At 75.8% G+C, this 17,227-nt stretch carries 11 protein-coding genes; all 11 read right to left on the bottom strand.

Annotation, left to right across the window (positions count from 1 at the left end):
- Positions 1-5: 5 nt before the first annotated feature.
- On the bottom strand, positions 6-2,303 hold the full coding sequence (locus ACP6CK_RS19940) for a polysaccharide pyruvyl transferase family protein (RefSeq protein ID WP_426955052.1): 2,298 nt from the start codon (positions 2,301-2,303) through the stop codon (positions 6-8).
- A 31-nt stretch (positions 2,304-2,334) separates the two neighbouring features.
- Positions 2,335-3,483, bottom strand: a complete 1,149-nt coding sequence (locus ACP6CK_RS19935; protein WP_426955051.1) for a polysaccharide pyruvyl transferase family protein — start codon at positions 3,481-3,483, stop codon at positions 2,335-2,337.
- The gene (locus ACP6CK_RS19930; protein ID WP_426955050.1) at positions 3,483-5,360 is read right to left on the bottom strand and encodes a glycosyltransferase family 2 protein; all 1,878 of its coding nucleotides are present in this window, start codon (positions 5,358-5,360) and stop codon (positions 3,483-3,485) included. The genes ACP6CK_RS19935 and ACP6CK_RS19930 overlap by 1 nt, the downstream gene beginning before the upstream one ends.
- A 4-nt stretch (positions 5,361-5,364) precedes the next feature.
- The gene (locus ACP6CK_RS19925; RefSeq protein ID WP_426955049.1) at positions 5,365-6,528 is read right to left on the bottom strand and encodes a hypothetical protein; all 1,164 of its coding nucleotides are present in this window, start codon (positions 6,526-6,528) and stop codon (positions 5,365-5,367) included.
- Entirely contained in the window at positions 6,525-7,928 is a 1,404-nt protein-coding gene (locus tag ACP6CK_RS19920) for a glycosyltransferase family 4 protein (RefSeq protein ID WP_426955048.1), read from the bottom strand. Before ACP6CK_RS19920 ends, ACP6CK_RS19925 begins: the two co-directional genes overlap by 4 nt.
- 297 nt (positions 7,929-8,225) lie before the next feature.
- Positions 8,226-9,575, bottom strand: coding sequence for an HlyD family type I secretion periplasmic adaptor subunit (locus tag ACP6CK_RS19915; protein WP_426955047.1), 1,350 nt, complete (start codon positions 9,573-9,575; stop codon positions 8,226-8,228).
- Complete coding sequence (locus tag ACP6CK_RS19910; protein ID WP_426955046.1) at positions 9,572-11,257, bottom strand: ATP-binding cassette domain-containing protein; 1,686 nt, start codon at positions 11,255-11,257, stop codon at positions 9,572-9,574. Before ACP6CK_RS19910 ends, ACP6CK_RS19915 begins: the two co-directional genes overlap by 4 nt.
- Complete coding sequence (locus tag ACP6CK_RS19905; protein ID WP_426955045.1) at positions 11,254-12,969, bottom strand: ATP-binding cassette domain-containing protein; 1,716 nt, start codon at positions 12,967-12,969, stop codon at positions 11,254-11,256. The genes ACP6CK_RS19910 and ACP6CK_RS19905 overlap by 4 nt, the downstream gene beginning before the upstream one ends.
- Complete coding sequence (locus ACP6CK_RS19900) at positions 12,962-13,624, bottom strand: hypothetical protein (protein WP_426955044.1); 663 nt, start codon at positions 13,622-13,624, stop codon at positions 12,962-12,964. The genes ACP6CK_RS19905 and ACP6CK_RS19900 overlap by 8 nt, the downstream gene beginning before the upstream one ends.
- A gap of 17 nt (positions 13,625-13,641) precedes the next feature.
- Positions 13,642-14,934 carry a glycosyltransferase gene (locus tag ACP6CK_RS19895; protein WP_426955043.1) on the bottom strand — a complete coding sequence of 431 codons (1,293 nt, stop codon included), beginning with the start codon at positions 14,932-14,934 and terminating at the stop codon, positions 13,642-13,644.
- A gap of 19 nt (positions 14,935-14,953) precedes the next feature.
- Positions 14,954-17,215: a glycosyltransferase gene (locus ACP6CK_RS19890; RefSeq protein ID WP_426955042.1), complete on the bottom strand. Its 2,262-nt coding sequence runs from the start codon at positions 17,213-17,215 to the stop codon at positions 14,954-14,956.
- Positions 17,216-17,227 lie beyond the last annotated feature (12 nt).

Here is a 17,227-nt window from a genome sequence, read left to right as displayed (position 1 = left end):
GACGGCTACCCGAAGCGCGGCGGCACGATGAGGAACCGCTCCGCACGCTCGATCACGATCAGCTCCGGCTCGACCTCCTCCAGCAAGTCGGCACCGAGGCTCGCATTCCAGATCGCCGTCGTCGCCGCGAAGCGCTCGGCGAGCGAAGGGATCAGCCACTCCCCGAAGCTGTCATGCAGGATGAGCAGCCGGCCGCCCTCCGCGCCCTCCCGCCGGCCGGGCCGCAGCGCGCGGCGACGGCCGGTGTTCAGCACGCCGTTGTCGTGGTCGAGGATCGCGGCCGGACGGCGCGTCCGCACCGGCTGCTCCTCCACGCAGGCGCCGCCGAGCTTCGAGAGAAGATCGGCGTTCCGGTACTCCGTGCGGAACGCTCCCTCCTCCTCCGTCGCGTCGCGCGGCAGGCCGATCGCCTCGTACAGGGCCGCGAGCGCCACGGCGGCGCCGTAGTCGCTCCAGTGGGAATCGCCCTTCGGATAGGTGGCGAAGGCGGGCGCGGCGCGGCGCAGCGCCTCCAGCGGATAGATCAGGCGCGTCGCCCGCAGGTCGAGCCGCGCGGCGAGCGCCTGGATCTGGCGGACGGGCCGCGTCTCCGACACGACGACCTCCTCCGGCAGATGCTCGGCCAGCACGCATTCCTTGTTCGGCGCGACAAGGTAGACCACGCGCGCCGCGCGGGACGCCGCCGCCGCGTCCAGGCCGCGCAGGAAGTCCTCCCAACGCGCCAGCTCCTCGGCCGAGAGGACACGGCGCCCGGTCACCTGGTCCAGCACGCCGTTGCTGTCGTTGCGCAGGAACAGGTATCCGCCGCGCCCCTTCAGCACCTTGTCCGCGCCATCCACCGCGAGGCTGGTGACGACGGGCGAGTTGCGCAGCGGCTGCCCCGTCTCCGCGAAGATCGCCTCCACCCGCACCACGTCGCGGGCCAGGGCCTCGGGCGGGACCGGGACCTCGAAGGCCCAGGCATGGCGGCCGATCTCCGGCCGCGGCACGCTCGGCACCACCTGCCCGATCTCGCGCCCATCGAAGCGCACCGACACGCGGGGCGCCTGCGGCCCGTGGGCGGCCACCCAGCCCGCCACGCGATGGCGGTTGTACTGCTCCAGGAAGCCCCAGGGACCGGGGCGCGGCGCCGGCGCCGAGGCGGCCGCACGCACCTCCGGCAGGGCCGCCGGCGGCGCCTCCCCGGCCGCGAGCCGCGCGAGCGGCGCGCCGGGCGCCACGCCATGTTCCCCGAGCAGCGCGACCAGCCGCGCCGCGAGGTCGCGGCGGCGCGCGTCATAGGCCGGCGCGCGCTCGGCCGCGCCCTCGGCCAGCGCCGCCAGCGCGCCGCCCGGCGGCAGGGCCGCGGCCTTCACGAAGGGCAGCCCCATGGTCTCGGCCAGCTCCTCGGTGCGGAGGTCGTAGCTGACGACGAGCGCCGGCCGTCCGGCCTGCCAGCCCAGCGCCGCGCCGTGGATGCGCGTGCCGATCACCGCGTCCGACCGCTGATAGGCCTCGAGCCACGCCTCCGCCGAGAACCAGGCGCGCAGCGAGGAGAGCCAGCGCGCCCGCTCCTCGGGCTCCATCGCCGTCAGGAAGCCGGCGCGCTCCGCCAGCCAGGGCGCCGCCGCCTCGTCCTCGCCCCGGGCGGCCGCGATGGCGCCGAGTGGGTCCTGCGCCACGAGGTCGGTCAGCCGCGCCGCCCCGATCTCGTCCAGGATCGCGCGCTCAGAGGCCGCGTTGTAAGGGTAGAAGGTCGGCGCGAAGGCGATCCGCTCCGGCGCCGCCGCGCGCAGCCGCGCCGCGATCGACTCGCCCAGCGCCGGATCGGGGTTGATGAAGTTGGACGGGCAGCCCAGCACCTCGAAGTTTCGGACCCCGTGCCGTTCCAGCACCGCCGCGGTGTGGCGACCGCGCAGCATGATCCGCGCGCAGCGCTCCCGGAACAGGTGCAGCAGGCGCTCGGTCCCCGGCTTCAGCCGGACCTCCCCGATGTCCTTGAACGCCTGGGCGCCGAGGCCGAGCACGAGCAGCGGGAGCCGTGTCGCCTCCAGCCGGGTCGCGAGCTCGCCGAGGTCGAACCCGGAATAGAGGAAGTTCGCCGCCGGCACGCAGACCAGCCGGAACCGCTCCCGCACCGCTTCCGGATCGAAGGAGAAGGGCAGCGTCACTCGTTCGTCGCCGAGGACGCGGTGGAAGGCCGCGTACTGGAAGGCGAGGTTGCCGGTGTTCGCGCCGGTCGCCTCGAAGGCGGCGGCCGTCGGCCGGCCGAAGGAGGCGGGGATGGCGCCGTCCGTGCCGAGGACGGCGATGGGCTTGGTCATGTCAGTGGATCCTGCTCACGGGACGCGGCCCTCACGCGTCGAGGAAGCCGAGGAGATGCCGGGACGGCGCCAGGCCGACAGCGCGCACCGCCTCGACGTAGCCCGCCGCCGCCTCGCGCCGCCCCTCGTCGAAGTGCCGCCCGGAGAAGCGCGTCGCGGCGAAGAGGGCGGGCACGGAGTGCCGATGGTCGATCAGGTCCCGCGGCGCGAGGTGCGGGACGCGCAACTGCCGCGCCAGCTCCCGCGTCCGGGTGTCGTGGCAGATGCAGAGGCTGGGCAGCCCGGCCGCGACGCCGATGAGCGTCCCGTGGATGCGCGTGTTCACCCCCGCCGCGTAGCGCCGCAGCCCGTGTGCCCAGTCGTTGATGGAGGCCGGGACCTGCGCGTGGACGCGGAGGAAGGCGCTCAGGGCGTCCGGCGTCGCGAAGCCGAGGAACTCCGCGCAGCGCGCGTAGTAGGCCGCCTCGCCCGGGTCCTCGATCGCGATGCCGAAGATCGCCTTCATCATCTCGATCGGACGCTGCACGAGGTAGGACGATCCGGGCTGAAGCCGCACGAGCCGCGCCAGCTCCCGCTCCACCCCCTGCAGCCCGGGCTTGATGCAGGCGGCGTGCACGGCGAAGGGGCCGTCGGCCGGCAGCGCCGCGATGCGAGTCTCCAGCGTCTCCCCCAGGCGGCGATCGGGGTTGATGAGGATGGAGGGGCAGCCGAGGGTCACGGTGTTCGCCACGCCGAGCGCGCGGCAGAATTCCGCCGTGAAGTCCCCGCGCACGCAGAGCCGGGGCGAGAGGCGCGACACCTCCCGCAGGAAGTCGAGCGTGCCGGGCTTCAGCCGCGGCGGCGCGGCCTCCGTCTCCGCCTGCGCGCCGAGCCCGACGACGAGGCAGGGCCGGTCCAGCGCCCGCAGCAGCTCCGCCAGCCGCCCGAGATCGGAGTTGGCGTGCAGGTAGTTGGCGGCCGGGATCACCACCACCTCCACGTCGGACGGGATGCTCGCCGGCCGCGCGTCGCGGGAGAAGAGGTGCACCGACTCCGCCTCGAACAGCAGCCGCGTCGCGTGCCAGAAGGCGAGGTTCCCGGTGTTGCCGCCGGTCGCCAGCAGCAGGTCCGGCAGGCTCCGCCCCCAGGCCCGGTCCACGGTCCCGAGATTCTCCGCCAGATAGGCGATCCGCTTGGCCATCAGCCCTCTCCTTCCGCCGGCGCCAGGCGCGGCGCGACGGTCCCGTCGGGGAACCAGCGCCGCGTGTGGGTCCAGGCGTTCAACAGCGTCGCGTGGTGCCGCCAGCGGTTGTCGGGCGTGATCTGCGATTGCCGCTCCAGGTGGTACAGCGTGACGCGGCGGTCCACCGCGCAGCCCAGCCCGCGCGCGCGGACGCGCAGGCACAGGTCGCTGTCCTCGAAGTCGCCGATCGCATAAGCCTCGTCGAAGCCGCCGAGCTCCGCCAGCAGGTCGCGGCGCATCACCATGCAGGCCCCGGTCACCGCCTCGACCGCCTCCGGCCCGGCGGGCACGTCCGGCCGCGGCAGCAGCCCCTTCCGCGGATGCATCGGGAAAGGCCAGTTCGCCTGCTGCGGCAGCCGCTCGAAGGTGATGCCTTCGTGCTGCACCGTCCCGTCCTCGAACAGCAGCAGCGCGCCGACGACGCCGAGCGAGGGATCGGCGCGCAGATCACCCGTGAGGCGGTCGAGCCAGTCCGCCCCCTCTGGCGCTGGCATGACGTCGGAGTTCAGCAGGCAGACGAACTCGCCCCGCGCCTGCGCCAGCCCGAGGTTGTTCGCGGGGCCGAAGCCGAGATTCTCCTCCGGCGCCACGATGCGGAAGGGCAGCCCGAAGCGGCGATGCGCGGAATGGGCGATGTCCAGCAGCTCCCGCTTCCGCGGCGGATCGTCCAGCACGTAGATGAACTCGTTCGCCGCGTGCCCCGGATGCTCGGACAGCAGCGCCATCTGGTAGGCGAGGAAATCCATCCGCCCGTAGAGCGGCACGATCACGCTGCAGGCCGGCTCCGCGGGCTGCTCCCCGAAGGCGATCACCGGGGCGGGCCGCGGCCGTGACAGGCGGGCGCGGTGGATGGCCGTCAGCGCGGGGCCGAGCACGCGGTCGAAGGCCGGCTCGATCTCGTCCGGCGCGGGGTGCACCACCTCCAGCAGGCGACGGGCGGCGGCGGCGCCCAGCCGCTGCGGCGGCGGGATGCGCTTGTAGCCCACCTCGCCCCCGCGCAGCTCCACCTCCAGATAGGGCGCCTCGCCCGGTGGCCCGGGCCAGGGGGCGCCGCAGCCCGGCACATAGGCCAGGAAGCCCAGGCGCGGATCGGACATCCCGTGCGCGGCGCCGACGCTCTCGAGCACGTCCGGGCGCGCGACGGGGATCCAGCGCTCCCCCAGCGGGCGGGCGTCCCGCGCGCCGTGCGGGCCGCGCACGCGGATCGCGGCCACCGCATTCGTCGGGTCCACGCACCAGCCGATCAGCGCCAGCCCGTCCGGCGGGACCGGGATCGTCTCGTCCAGCCCCATCATCACGGGCGCCGGCAGCTCGTGCAGCGTGTCCGCGCCGGTGTAGGGGCGCCGCGACAACAGGGTGAGCAGGCGGCTCGCCTCCGGCCCGCCCGGCCCGTGCAGCAGGGCGGGGCGGGCGCGCCCGACGATGTCCTCCTCCCGCAACTGGGCGACGGGACGCACCGGCGGCAGGCGTAGCGTCGGCGCGGTCTCCTCCTCCGCCCCGGCCTCGGTCAGGTCCAGGGCCACCAGTTCGCCCAGCGGGCGCCCGGCGGCGCGCAGCAGCACCACGATGCCGGCCCCGCGCCGGCCCAGATCGGGGCGGGGGAACCAGCTCGCGATCGCCTCGGCGCCCTCGATCCGGCCGCCCTGGAAATGCGCGACCACCCGCGGCGGCGGCGCGCCCGGCGCCCAGCGCGCGCGCGACCAGCCGCAGAACAGCCAGCCCCCGGCCGCAGCGGCGTAGCCGTAGACATCGATATAGCCATCCTCCGGCCGCCGCGCGGAGGCGGGGCGGGGTGCGGCCTCGGCCGGCGCGGGCGCGAGTTCGGTGGCGGACATGCGGTCAGGCCGTCAGCAGCGCGCCGGAGCGGTGGCGCAGGACCAGGGCTTCGCTCCCCTCTGGCTCCAGCAGCCGGGTGGGCGTGATGCGGGCCGGCGCGCACCAGGCCAGCAGCGCCGCCTGGCCCCGTCCGGCTGGGGCGCGGACTGGGGCGCGGACGCGGTGCAGCACGCCCGGCCCGAGCACCGCCAGATCCAGCGGCCCGACCTCCGCCGTCTCGATCGAGGCGCCGAACTCCCGCGCCAGCTCCAGCCCCGCCGGCTCCCGGTCCGGCAGCGCCTCCGCGAGCCAGCGGGAGCGGCCATGCGCGGTGAACTCAGGCAGCTCATGGCTGCCGCGCACCGTCTCCAGCAGGACGCGGGCACCCGGCTCCTCGGCCGCGCAGGCGACGATCAGCAGGCACTCCGCGGGAGACGGCAGGCGCTCCGCCGCGCTCGGCTGGACGAAGCCCGTCCCCTCCGCGCCAGGGCGCGCGACCTCCACGCGATAGACGGCGGGATGGTCATCCAGGATGGCGCGCAGAAGATTCAGCACCGGATCGCGGAAGAGGGCGGCCAGCAGCGACTCCAGCAGGTGCCGCACGGCGGGCCCGGCCGCGGCCCGCAGCGCCTGCCCTGCCTGAGTCTCCTCCTCCGTCGCCCGGACATCCGCCGCCAGCCCCGCGGGGCTCAGCACGTCGCGGAGGACGACAAACCCCTCCCCGATGAAGGCGCGCAGCCCCTCCTGCAGCCCGGCGGGGGTGGCGCCGGTGGCCACGCGCCCGGCCAGCAGGCGGCGCGCATCGGTGCGGTCCGTCCACAGCCCGCCGAAGACGCTGCGGTGCCGCCCCGCGCCGGGATAGCGGGCGTGCACCGCGCGGAAGAAGTCGCCATAGCCCGTCAGGTTCGTCCGCGGCAGCTCCACGTCGCCCCCGCGCGGCCGGATGGAGACGAAGGGCAGCAGCGCGGGATCGATCGGCGCCTCGTGGAACGCCATCGCGAAGCCGCAGCGCCCATCCCCCAGCCCCGCTGCCGAGAGATCGGGGCGGTCGCCCTCGGCCACCGTCTCCCCGATCACCCGGCCATCGAGGATCGCCTGCACCACCAGCGGCCGCTCCGGCCCGCTGCCGAACGCCCAGCCCGAGGCCCCATCGGGCGTGAGGCTGTCCACCGAGCCGCGGATCGTCATGCCGAAAGGGTCTCCATGCGGGCCGCGGGGGCCGGGGGCGGCGGGATTGCCGGAAGGGCTTCGCCTGTCTGAGCGGGATCTCGCGCCGCGTCCTGCCGGTAGAGGCGCAGCGTCGCCGCCGCGGTCTCCGCCAGGCCCGGTGGCACGGCGACGCCGGCGCCGAGCGCGCGCAGCGCCGCCGGGTCGCGGGCGAGGCTGCCGAGCAGCGCCGCGAGCTCGCGCGCGCTGCCCGCGCGGAAGTGGTAGCCGTCCACCCCGTCCCGCACCTTCTCGGCCAGGCCGCCGATGTCGGAGCAGATGACGGGACGGCGCGCCAGGAGCGCCTCCTGGATCACCAGCGGCGAATTCTCCCACCACACCGACGGCACGAGCACGGCGTCCACCCCGGCCATCAGCGCGCCGACGCGCGCGTTGTCATAGGGACCCATGATCTGCAGCCCCCGCGGCGCCTCGCGCAGCCGCGCCTCGAACAGCGCGCGGAACTCGGGCGGCTGGCCGCTGTGGTCGCCATGGACCTCGATCCGCACGCCGGTCTCCCCCGCGGCGTCGAGCAGCGCCGCGGCGTCGAACACCACGTCGATGCCCTTGAGGCGGGAGATCTGCCCGAAGAAGCCGACCGCGATGCCGCCCTCCACCCGCGCGTGCGCCCGAACCGGGGCGCGCGCGGGCATGCCGTTCTCGATCACCGCGATGCGCGACGCGTCGATCCCCCAGGCCGCGTAGCGCGCGGCCAGGAACTGGCTGGGGGAGATGAACCGGTCCACGAGCCGCAGGAAGCGCTTGATGAACAGCTCGCGAAGGAAGAAGTCGCCCTCCGACTTCTCCGGGAAGCAGCGGTGGCAGTCGCGCGGCGACGCACGCTCGCACAGGGCCAGGGAGGGCCGCTTCACCATCTGCCCGAAGTGATTGCAGATCGCGAGATACTCGTGGAGCGTCACGACGATCCGCGCCCGCGGCAGCGCGCGGCGGATCGTGAGCAGCGTCTCCATCCCGAAATTCGTGTAGTGGTGCAGGTGCACCACGTCGGGCCGCAGGGACAGCAGCAGGTCGCGCAATGCGTCCGGCCAATCGGGATCGGGGTTCGAGTGGATGAAGTGGTCGAAACCCGCGCCGGAATACACGTACTCTTCGGGCCCGAAGGGCTGCGTCAGCCGCGCGCCGAGCCGCTCCGCCACCCGCCCGCCGGAGGCCGCGAGAAACCAGGCCCGCTCCACCTCGGGCGAGGCCCGCAGGGCCTCGTAGAGCTGGTAGGCCGCGATCTCCGCGCCGCCCTTCGAGACGGCGGGATGCAGGTGCGACATCACCAGCACGCGCAGCGGCTCCGGTGGGACCACCGCAGCCGAGCCGGCGGTGGCAGCACCGCGCCCGCGGCGCACGGCCTTGAAGCGGGACAGCGTCACGCGCGGCCTGCCGGGTCGGTCAGGGTGAAGGCGATCGTCTCGGGCATGTCGGAAGCACCGGGATGGGACGCCCCGATCATCGCAGCCCCGGCACATCAGGGGACAGTCGCAATCTGTCGCCCTTTGTCGCCGACGCGCATCGCAACGCTTCCGCGACGTTGGTCAGCTGAAGGGCAGCAAGAAAGGCTGGGGAGAGGGTATTCTGCCGCCAAACGCATGCGTTTGGCCCCCTCGTCTATTTCTTCAAGGCTGCCGCGGAACGAAGACCATTTGTTCCGCGAAGTCCTCGCGCCCGGTTCAGTCCCGCAGCGCGCGCCGCATGCTGTCGCGCAGCGGCCGCAGCAGGTAGTCCATGACGGTCCGCCGCTCGCCCAGCACGAACACCTCCGCCGGCATCCCTGCCGCCACGGGCGGCGCCCCCTCCTCCGTCCCGTCCAGCGACGCGCGCGCGAGGAAGAAGGAGGTCCCCTGCCCGTCCGTCTGCCGGTCCGCCGAGACATAGGTCAGGTGCCCGCCGAGCAGCGGCACCTCGCGCTGGCGATAGGCGGAGAGCCGGATGTTCACGCGCTGCCCCACCGCCACCTGCTCGATGTCGCCCGGCGCGATCCGTGCCTCCACCACCAGCCGCGTGTCGGCGGGAACCAGGTCCAGCACGGGCTGGCCCGCCCCGATCGAGCTGCCGGGCGTGAAGGCGCGAAGATCCGTGACCGTCCCGGCCTCGGGCGCCGTCACCTCCCGCCGCACGAGCACGTCCTGCGCCGCGCGCAGCCGGTCGGCCGCATCCGATGTCGCGGCCTGCGCCTCCTGCAACTCGCGCGCGATGTCGGAATCGCGCGTCAGCGCGAGATTCGCGGTGTCCAGCTCCGCCTGCGCGCGCAGCTCCCGCGCCTGGGATTCCTGGGCGGTGTACTGGCCGAGGTTGCCCAGCGCCTCCGCCTCGGCGCGGCGCAGCTCCAGCGCGCGGGTCCGCGTCGCGAAGCCCTGCGCCAGCAAACGGTTCACGCCCGAAAGCTCCTCCCGGATCGCTGCCAGCCGCGTGGAAGCCGCGACCTTCTGCGCGGCCAGGGCGGTCATCTGGTCGCCATACTGCGCGATCCGCCGCCGCTGCGCCGCCACTGCGCCGTCATAGGCGGCCCAGCGCGCCGCGAAGAGCCGCCGCTCCGCCTCCACGATCGAGGCGATGGCCGGGCTCGTCCGCGCCGCCGCTAGGATGCTCTCCGGCATCGTCAGCCCGCGCGCCCCGGCCTGCTCGGCCGCGAGCCGCGTGATGCGCGCGAGACCCCCGAGATAGCCGGACCGCGCCTGGCTCGCCGCGGACTCCGCCTGCGTCACGTCCAGGCGCAGCAGAACCTGCCCCGCCGCGACCGCCTCGCCCTCCCGCACCGCCAGCTCCCGCAGGATGCCCGGCTCCAGTAGGTTCACCGTCTTGCGCCGCCCCTCCGCCACGAAGGAGCCGGTGCCGATCACCGCGCGCTCCAGCGGCGTCGCGGCCGCCCAGCCGAGCAGCCCGCCGAGGCCGAGCACGAGCGCGACCGCCGAGGCGGCGGCGATCCGGCGGATGGACGGCGCGTCGCGCTCGACCTCGTCCTCCAGCTCGCCCGGATAGGCGCCCGGATAGGCGCCCGGTTGGGCCAGGGTGGTGCTCATGGGGATGTCTCCGCCGGCCGGGCTTCCGAGAGGCGCCACGCGCCGCCCGGCTCCAGGTCGAGCCAGCGCGTGACCACCCCGGTCCAGCCCTCCGGGTCATGGGTGACGAGAAGGATGACCGCTCCCTCCGCCCGTGCGCGCAGCACGGCGGCGCGAAGGGCGCGGATGGCGGCGGCATCGAGCCCGGCCTCGGGCTCGTCCAGCGCGAGGAGGCGCGGCGCGCCGAAGAAGGCGCGGGCGAGGGCGACCGCCTGCCGCTGCCCGCCGGAAAGCCCGGAGGACGCGCCGGCGGCGCTGTCATAGCCGTCCCGCAAGCGTCCGATCGCGTCATGGGCGCCGACCCGCCGCGCGGCCTCCACCGCGCTCTCCGCGGGCGCGTCGGTGAAGCGGCGGATGTTGTCCAGCACGCTGCCGTGCAGGAGTTGCGCGCCCTGTGGCAAGTAGCCGATCCGGGCGCCCAGCGCCGCGCGGCCGCCCGGCATAGACGGCGCCCGCGTGTCGTCGCCGTCGAGAAGAGCCCTCCCCGATGCGGCCGGCGCGATCCCGAGCAGGGCGCGCAGCAGGCTCGACTTGCCCGCCCCGTTCGCCCCGCGCAGCCCCAGCACGCAGCCGGGCGGCAGATCGAGATCCAGCCCCCGCACCAGCACCCGCGCCCCATCCGGCGTCTCGATCGTCAGACCCGCGACCTGCAGCCCCGGCCCTGCGTCGGGTGCCGGTGCCGCCGGGGCCGGCGGGGCATGCGTCCGGACGAAGTCCCCGAGCCGCTGCCACGCCGCGGCGCCGAACGCCCAGTCCCGCCAGGTCGCGACCACGCGCGCCACCGGAGCGGAGGCGATGCCCGCGAGCATGGTCGCCGCCAGCAGGCTGCCCGGCGTGACGTCCCGCCGCGACAGCAGCCAGGCCCCGACCGTGACCATCGCCATCTGCAGCAGCAGCCCCGAGAGGGTCGCGAGCCCGCCGATGGCGCGCGCCCGCCGCTGCGCCGCGTCCGAGAGGTCGAGCGCCCGCGCCCCCTCCGGCCGCCAGCGGCGCAGGATCGCGGGCAGCATGCCCAGCCCCTCCGTCAGGTCCTTCGCGCGCAGCCGGCCGGTGAGGGCGGACCCCGCCCTCGCGCGCTCCGCCGTCGCCGCGCGGACGAGCCCGCGCGTCGTCCGGTCCGCCAGCGCCCCGAGCAGGCCGAGCAGGAGGCACCCCGCCAGCGCCGTCCAGCCGTAGAGCGGGTGCAGCACGAAGAGGAAGGCGATCGCCGCCGGCGCGATCAGCAGGTCGAGCATGTCGGACGCCACCGCACCGCCGAGCAGCCGCCGCACCTCCGCCGCATCGCCCAGCGCGGCCAGCCCCCGCGCGCGGTCGCCGGCCAGCGCGCCCCGCGTGGCGGCGCCGAGCGCCCGCAGTTGCAGCCGCCGGCCCGCGCCCTCCGTCGCCGCCGAGACAAGGGCGGCGCGGAGGTAGCGCAGCACCCCGCCCAGCAGCACGAGCACCCCGTAGCCGATCCCCAGGCCGATCAGCGTGTCGCCGTTCCGGCTCTGCAGCACGCCGTCGAAGACGTGCATCGTCAGCAGCGGCGCGGCGAGGAGCGCGATCTGCACGCCGAGCGAGAGCAGGAGGCAGAGCGCGACGACGAAGCCCGTCCGCACCGTGCCGCGCCGCCGTCTGGGACCGGCCAGAAGGACCGCGCTCATGCCGCGGGCTTCGCGCCGAGGGGAACCACATTCCCCTCGGGCTTCCGTTCCGCCGGCTGTGGCGAAGTGGCCGGCCGGAGCGTGCCGTCCGCCCCCAGCCGCAGGACGCGGTCGGCGGCCGCGATCGCCGCGGGCCGGTGGGAGGTGAGGATCACCCCGGTCCCGGCCTCCCGCAGCCGGCCCAGCAGCCGGATCGCGGCCGCCTCGCCCTCCGCGTCCAGCCAGGCCGTCGGCTCGTCCAGCAGCACGAGGCGAGGGGCGCCGTACACCGCGCGCGCCAGCGCCACGCGCTGCCGCTGCCCCATGGATAGCCCGCCCCCCACGGGCGTCGCGTAGCCGAGCGGCAGGCCCGCGATCATCCGGTCCGCCCCGACGAGCCGCGCCGCGCGCAGCACCGCTGCCAGATCGGGCGTCGCGGACAGCCGCGCGATCGCCTCCGCCACCGTGCCCTCCCCCAGCCCGGGGTCCTGCGGCAGGTAGCCGACATGGCGCGCCAGCGCCTCCCGGTCCCATTGCTGCGTCGCATGGCCGTCCAGGAAGACGCCGCCGGCCGTCGGCCGGTACATGCCCAGGATCAGCCGCAGCAGGGTCGTCTTGCCCGCGCCCGGCGCGCCGGTGATCGCCACCACCTCCCCCGGCGCGACGGCCAGCTCCACCTCCCGCAGCAGCGGGCGCGGCGTGCCAGGGTGCAGGTAGGTCAGGCGTTCCAGCGTCAGCCGCCCCTCCGGGCAGGCGAAGGCGGGGCGGGCGGGCGCCGCGCCATCGCGGTCCAGCGCGGCGCGCAGCCGGGCCCAGGCGGCGCTGGCCGCCCCCCAGTCCTGGCTGGCGCCGCCCAGGCGCGCGAAGGGCTCGATCACCCGACCCGTGACGAGCATCGCGGCCATCAGCCCGATCCCGATATCCGCCCCCTGCAGGGTGAGCGCGGCGCCGAGGATCATCGCGCCGCCCGCCGCCACGTGCTGGATCGCCGCCGCCGCCGCCGTCAGGCGCCGCCCGATCTCCTGCGCCGTCCGCATCCGCGCGCCGCCCCGTCGGAGGTCGCCGAGCCAGCGGCGCGCGAGCGCCGGGCCCATCCCCATCGCCTCCACCGCGTCCGCGCACTGCATGGCGTCCGCCACCAGCCCGGAAGTCCGCCCGGCCAGCGCATTGGACTCGGCCAGCGTCGCCCGGGCCCGGCGCTCGGCGCCGAGGCTCGCCGCCGCCGCCGCCGCGCAGGCGAGGACCGCGAAGGCCGCGAACCAGGGATGCAGCACCCAGAGCAGGATCAGCCCCGCCGGCACCAGCGCCGCGTCCAGCATCGCGGTCAGCAGCGGCCCGGCGACGGCACGCCGGACCTCCTCCACGTCCGACAGCAGGGCGCCGCCCGCCGCGGCCGGCTCCCCGGCCCGGGCGGCTGCGGCGAGGACGGCGGGACCGGAGAGCCGGCGCGCCAGGCGTTTCCCCGCCGCCAGCAGCGCGACGTCCCGCAGGTGGTCGAGCCCGACGAGGAGCACCGCCGCCAGCACGAAGCCCGCCGCGAGCCCCACCGCCGTCGGCATGCTGCCGGTCGGCACCACAAGCCGGTACACCTCCAGCTTGATGAACAGCCCGGCGAAGGTGGCCAGCGTCGCCGCACCGCCGAGCAGCAGGGCGAGGCGCATCGCCGCCGCCGTCTCCGCGCGGACGAGGCCGACCACGCCTTCCGCCGGCGTCCGCGCGCGCGCCTCAGCCATGGAAGAGCAGCCCCGCCGCACCCGTCCAGGTCACGGCCAGCGCCCCCACGGCCGCGAGGAGCAGGGCGAGGAGCAGCACGACCTGCCAGCGGTCCACCCCGTGCCGCACCGCCCGCTGTGCCCCATCGGCCCCCAGCGCCGCGAGGCGGTCGTCCAGCCGCAGGCACCACGTCTCCAGCGTCTCGACCCGCCCTTCCAGCGCGGCGAGCGCGGCGCCGACATCCGGCCCCGCCACCACGGGCCCGGCCGGGACATTCGCCACCGGGCGCTCGCTCGCATCCGGCACCGCCGCCAGGGCCAGGCGCTCGCGCCGCGGCGCGCGGATCGGCAACGCCATCTCGGTTCCGTCGGCGGCGCGCGCCACGACGGACAGCTCGGCCCGGCGCGCCATCAGCGCCGGGGAGAGCGGCAGGTCGAAGGCGTGCCGCCCATCCCCCACCCCGGCGCCGAGCAGGTCGGCGCGCTCGGCCTCCGCGACCGTCTCCACCACCACCTCCCGCCCCACGCGGAGCGCGATGCGCAACCGCTCGCCCGGGCGCGCGGGGACCCAGGCCCAGCCGAAGACCCGGCCGGAATGGACGTTGTCCACCAGCCCGCGGATCTCGGTTCCGCCGGGGCTCGCCGGCTCGCGAAGAAGGGCCGCGCGGTCTGACATGATTCCGGCTCCGTGGGTCAGGCGGCCGCGGCGATGGCGGGCGCGGACATCGCGCGCCCGCGGCGCAGCAGCCGGCGGTAGAGGTCGAGATGCGCCGACGCCATCGCGTCGAGGTCCGGCGGCGCGCGGATGCCCTCGACGAGGCGCTCCCAAAGGCCGGGCTCCCCGGCGGCGCGGGCCATCACCTCGGCCCAGCCCTCGGCGTCGCCGATCGGGGCGTGCAGCCCGTCCACCCCGTCCCGCACCAGCTCCGCCATGCCGCCGGCATCGCCGCAGATCACGGGACGGCGATGGCGAAAGGCCTCCAGCACCACTAAGGGCGCGTTCTCGTACCAGATGGACGGAACGACGACCCAGTCTGCCGCGGCGATCAGGCGCGGCAGTTCCGGCGCGTCATACGGCCCGTGGTGGCGCGCGGCGGGCGCCGCCGCCAGCGCCGCGCCGAACTCCGACAGGAAGGCCTCCGGCTGGTAGGCCGTGCCGCCATGCAGCGCGAGCCGGTGCGGCACGCCCTCCGCCGAGAGCCGCGCGGAGGCGGCGAGCGCGACCAGCGATCCCTTGAACCGGTTGATGTGGCCGAGGAAGGCGAAGCGATCCCGGCGCGCCCCCGGCAGCACCGCGCGGTGCGGCGCGGCGGGACGGTCGTCCGGCACGGCGTTCGGCAGCACGGCGATCCGCCCCGCATCCCAGCCGGCCTCCACGAAGCGATCGCGCAGGAAGCGGCTCGGCGCGATCAGGGCATCCGCGACCGAGAGCGCGTCCCGCAGGGACAATTGCCGCAGCACGAAGTCGGCGGAGGGCCGGTCGGGCACGCAGCGCCGGCAGCCATCCAAGGAGGGCCCGCCGCAGAGCCGCCCGTCCCCGCGCAGCAGCTGGCCCTCCCGCGGGCAGATCGCGAAATAGTCGTGCAGCGTCACCACGATCCGCGTCCGCGACGGCGCGAGCAGCCGCAGCAGCGACAGCGTCTCCACCCCGAACTGCAGCGGATGGTGCAGGTGGATGATGTCCGGCCGCACCGTCTCCATCACGGCGCCGAGCGTCGCGGCCAGGCCATGCGTGTCGGGCTGGCTGAGGAAGAAGCGATCGAAATGCGGCAGGTGGATCAGCGCCTCGTCCGCCCTCCCGCCCGGCGCGGCCTGCAACAGCGTGCCGGGGTGAGGCTCCCGCAGCGCGGCGGTCGCGGCGGCCAGGAACATCCCCTCGATCCCCGGCATGCGGTCGCGCATCGCGCGGAACAGGTTGCGCGCCACCACCTCCGTGCCGCCGGGCTGCAGCCCCGGGTGGTTGTGGGCGAGGGCGAGGATCCGCATCGGCGCGCTCCGTTCCCTTTCAGATCCGGCGGCTGGCGGGGAAGCGGGCCATCAGGGCCTCAATCTCCCGGTCCCAGCGGCGATGGTGCAGGCGGCGGTTGTGCGCGCAGGCGAGGGTGCGGGCGTAGCCGCCATGCCCGACGATGGACTGCCGCTCGAAGTGATAGAGTTCCGCCGCGGCCGCGTAGCGGATGTGCCCGCCCAGGGCGCGCAGCCGCAGGCAGAGGTCGCTGTCCTCGTAATCCCCCACCACGTAATCCGTGCAGAGGCCGCCCACCGCCTCGAAGGCCGTGCGCCGGACGAGGAGCGCGGCGCCGGTGACGCCCGGCACCTCCCGGTCCCGGCTCACCTCCGGGTGGTGGCGCGGCAGGCCCTTGCCGTAATGGCCGTTCAGCCAGTCGCCCTCCGGCCCGTGGCGGACGAAGAGAAGGCCGGCGTGCTGGACCGAGCCGTCCTCGAAGAGCAGCTTCGGGCCGACCGCCAGTACGGCGGCATCGCGCTCCATCGGGCGCAGCATCGCCGCCAGCCAGCCCGGCCGGTCCGGCACCACGTCGGAGTTCAGCAGCAGGACGTGCTCCGTCTCGCGCGCCGCCGCGGCGCCGGCATTGCAGGCGCTCGCGTAACCCGCATTCGCCGCCATCACGACGAGGGTCGCGGGAAGGCCGTGCACCGCGTGCAGGCCGCGCAGCAGGTGCTCCGCCTCCGCCCGCTGCTCCGGCGAATCGAGCACGAAGACGAGGTGGGCGGCGGCGCGGAAGGCGGCGTCCCGCGCGAAGGCCGCGAACTGGAAGCGCAGGAAGCGCAGGTTGCGGTAGAGCGGCACGACGACCGCGGTCCCGCCGGGCGCGGGCGGCACGCCGATCGCCACGATCTCCGGCGCGCCGAGCGCCTCAAGGGCCGCGCGCTGCAGCCGCGCGACGGCGGGCGCGAGGCAGAAATCCAGCACCTCCTGGCGGAGTGCAGCGGGATGAACGGCGCGCAGCACGAGGTCGCGCGCCCGCGCGGGCGGCAGCACGCCCGGCGGCGCGACGAACTCGATCGCCTCCCCGGAGGCGAGGCGCAGGTCGAGGCACCATTGCGGCACCGGCCCCGCCGACACCCCCTCCGCGCCCGGCAGGTGGGCGACGAAGCCCGGCGCGGCGCCCGCGTCGCCGTGCGTCGCCTTCGCGTGGCGCCCGGCCAGATCGGGCCGCGCGACCCGGTGGAGCGCATCGGCCGGAACCGGCACGCTCACGCCCGTCAGCGGATCGCGCAGCGCCAGCCCGCCCGTCGCGATCCCCAGCGGATCGCGCAGCCACCCCGCGACGAAGACGCCGCCCGCCCCGTCCGAGACCGCCAGCTCCAGCGCGCCGCCGACCGGTCGCGCGGGATCGTCGAGGCCGCGCGGCGCGGCGGGCGTCGCCAACAACCGTTGGTCGCGCAGCAGCCGCGCCGCGCGCGGATCGTTCGGTCGCGCGGCCGCGTGCCGGGCCAGGGCCCGCGCGACCATCCGCCGTCCCGGCGCATCCTCCGCGCCGGGGGCGAGAAGTCCGGGAAGCCCCCCGGCCGGCCGCGGATCGAGAGGCAGGGGCGGCCGCGCCGCGCCGTCGCGCCCCGGCGGCGGCAGCAGCACGGCGCCGTCCAGGCGGTATCCCCCGTCCAGCAGCAGGATCCCGGCGGCCGGCGGGGCGATGCGCGCGATACGGGACGCGGAGAGAAGATGCCAGGCGCCCTCGCCAACCTCGCCCGCAACCTGCCAGAGCGAGGGCGCGGACAGGCCGGGCCGGGTGATCGGGCGCACCGTGCAGGGGGGCGCGCCACCGCGGGGCCACGGGCCGCGCGAGAGGCGAAGGAGGAGCGCCGAGAGTCGCGCGTCGCGTCCGGCGCGAAAGAGCGGCACGCAGGTTTCGACGAGGAAGCGCAGCAGTCGGGCGCGCGCGGGCGCGGGCAGCTCGCCGGCCGCGGCGAGAAAGGCGGGCGCACCGTCCCAGGCCAGGTCGCCCGGTTCCGCGAGGCGCTGCCCGCCGAGGCGCAGCTCAAGCGAAGGCGTGACGCCGGCATGCCCGGCGCGCACCACCGCGACGTGCAGCATGTGGCCGGGCGCGTCGAGAAGGATCGTGCAGACCGGCGGCGGCGGCGCGGCACCGTCGAGACGGATCTCGAGGCCGCCTCCGCGCGCCCCCGGATCCGCCGCCGTGATCAGCAGGAGCCCGGCGGGAAGCCGGAAGACGCGCACGGCGTCGTCGCCGGGCCCTTGCGGGTCCGGCGACGGGTCGGGCCGCTGGAGCAGGACGGCGCTCATCGCCGCCCCGCC

Source organism: Muricoccus radiodurans (genome assembly GCF_050154705.1).
Lineage (GTDB): Bacteria > Pseudomonadota > Alphaproteobacteria > Acetobacterales > Acetobacteraceae > Roseomonas > Roseomonas radiodurans.
This window is presented reverse-complemented; position numbering and strand designations above follow the sequence as displayed.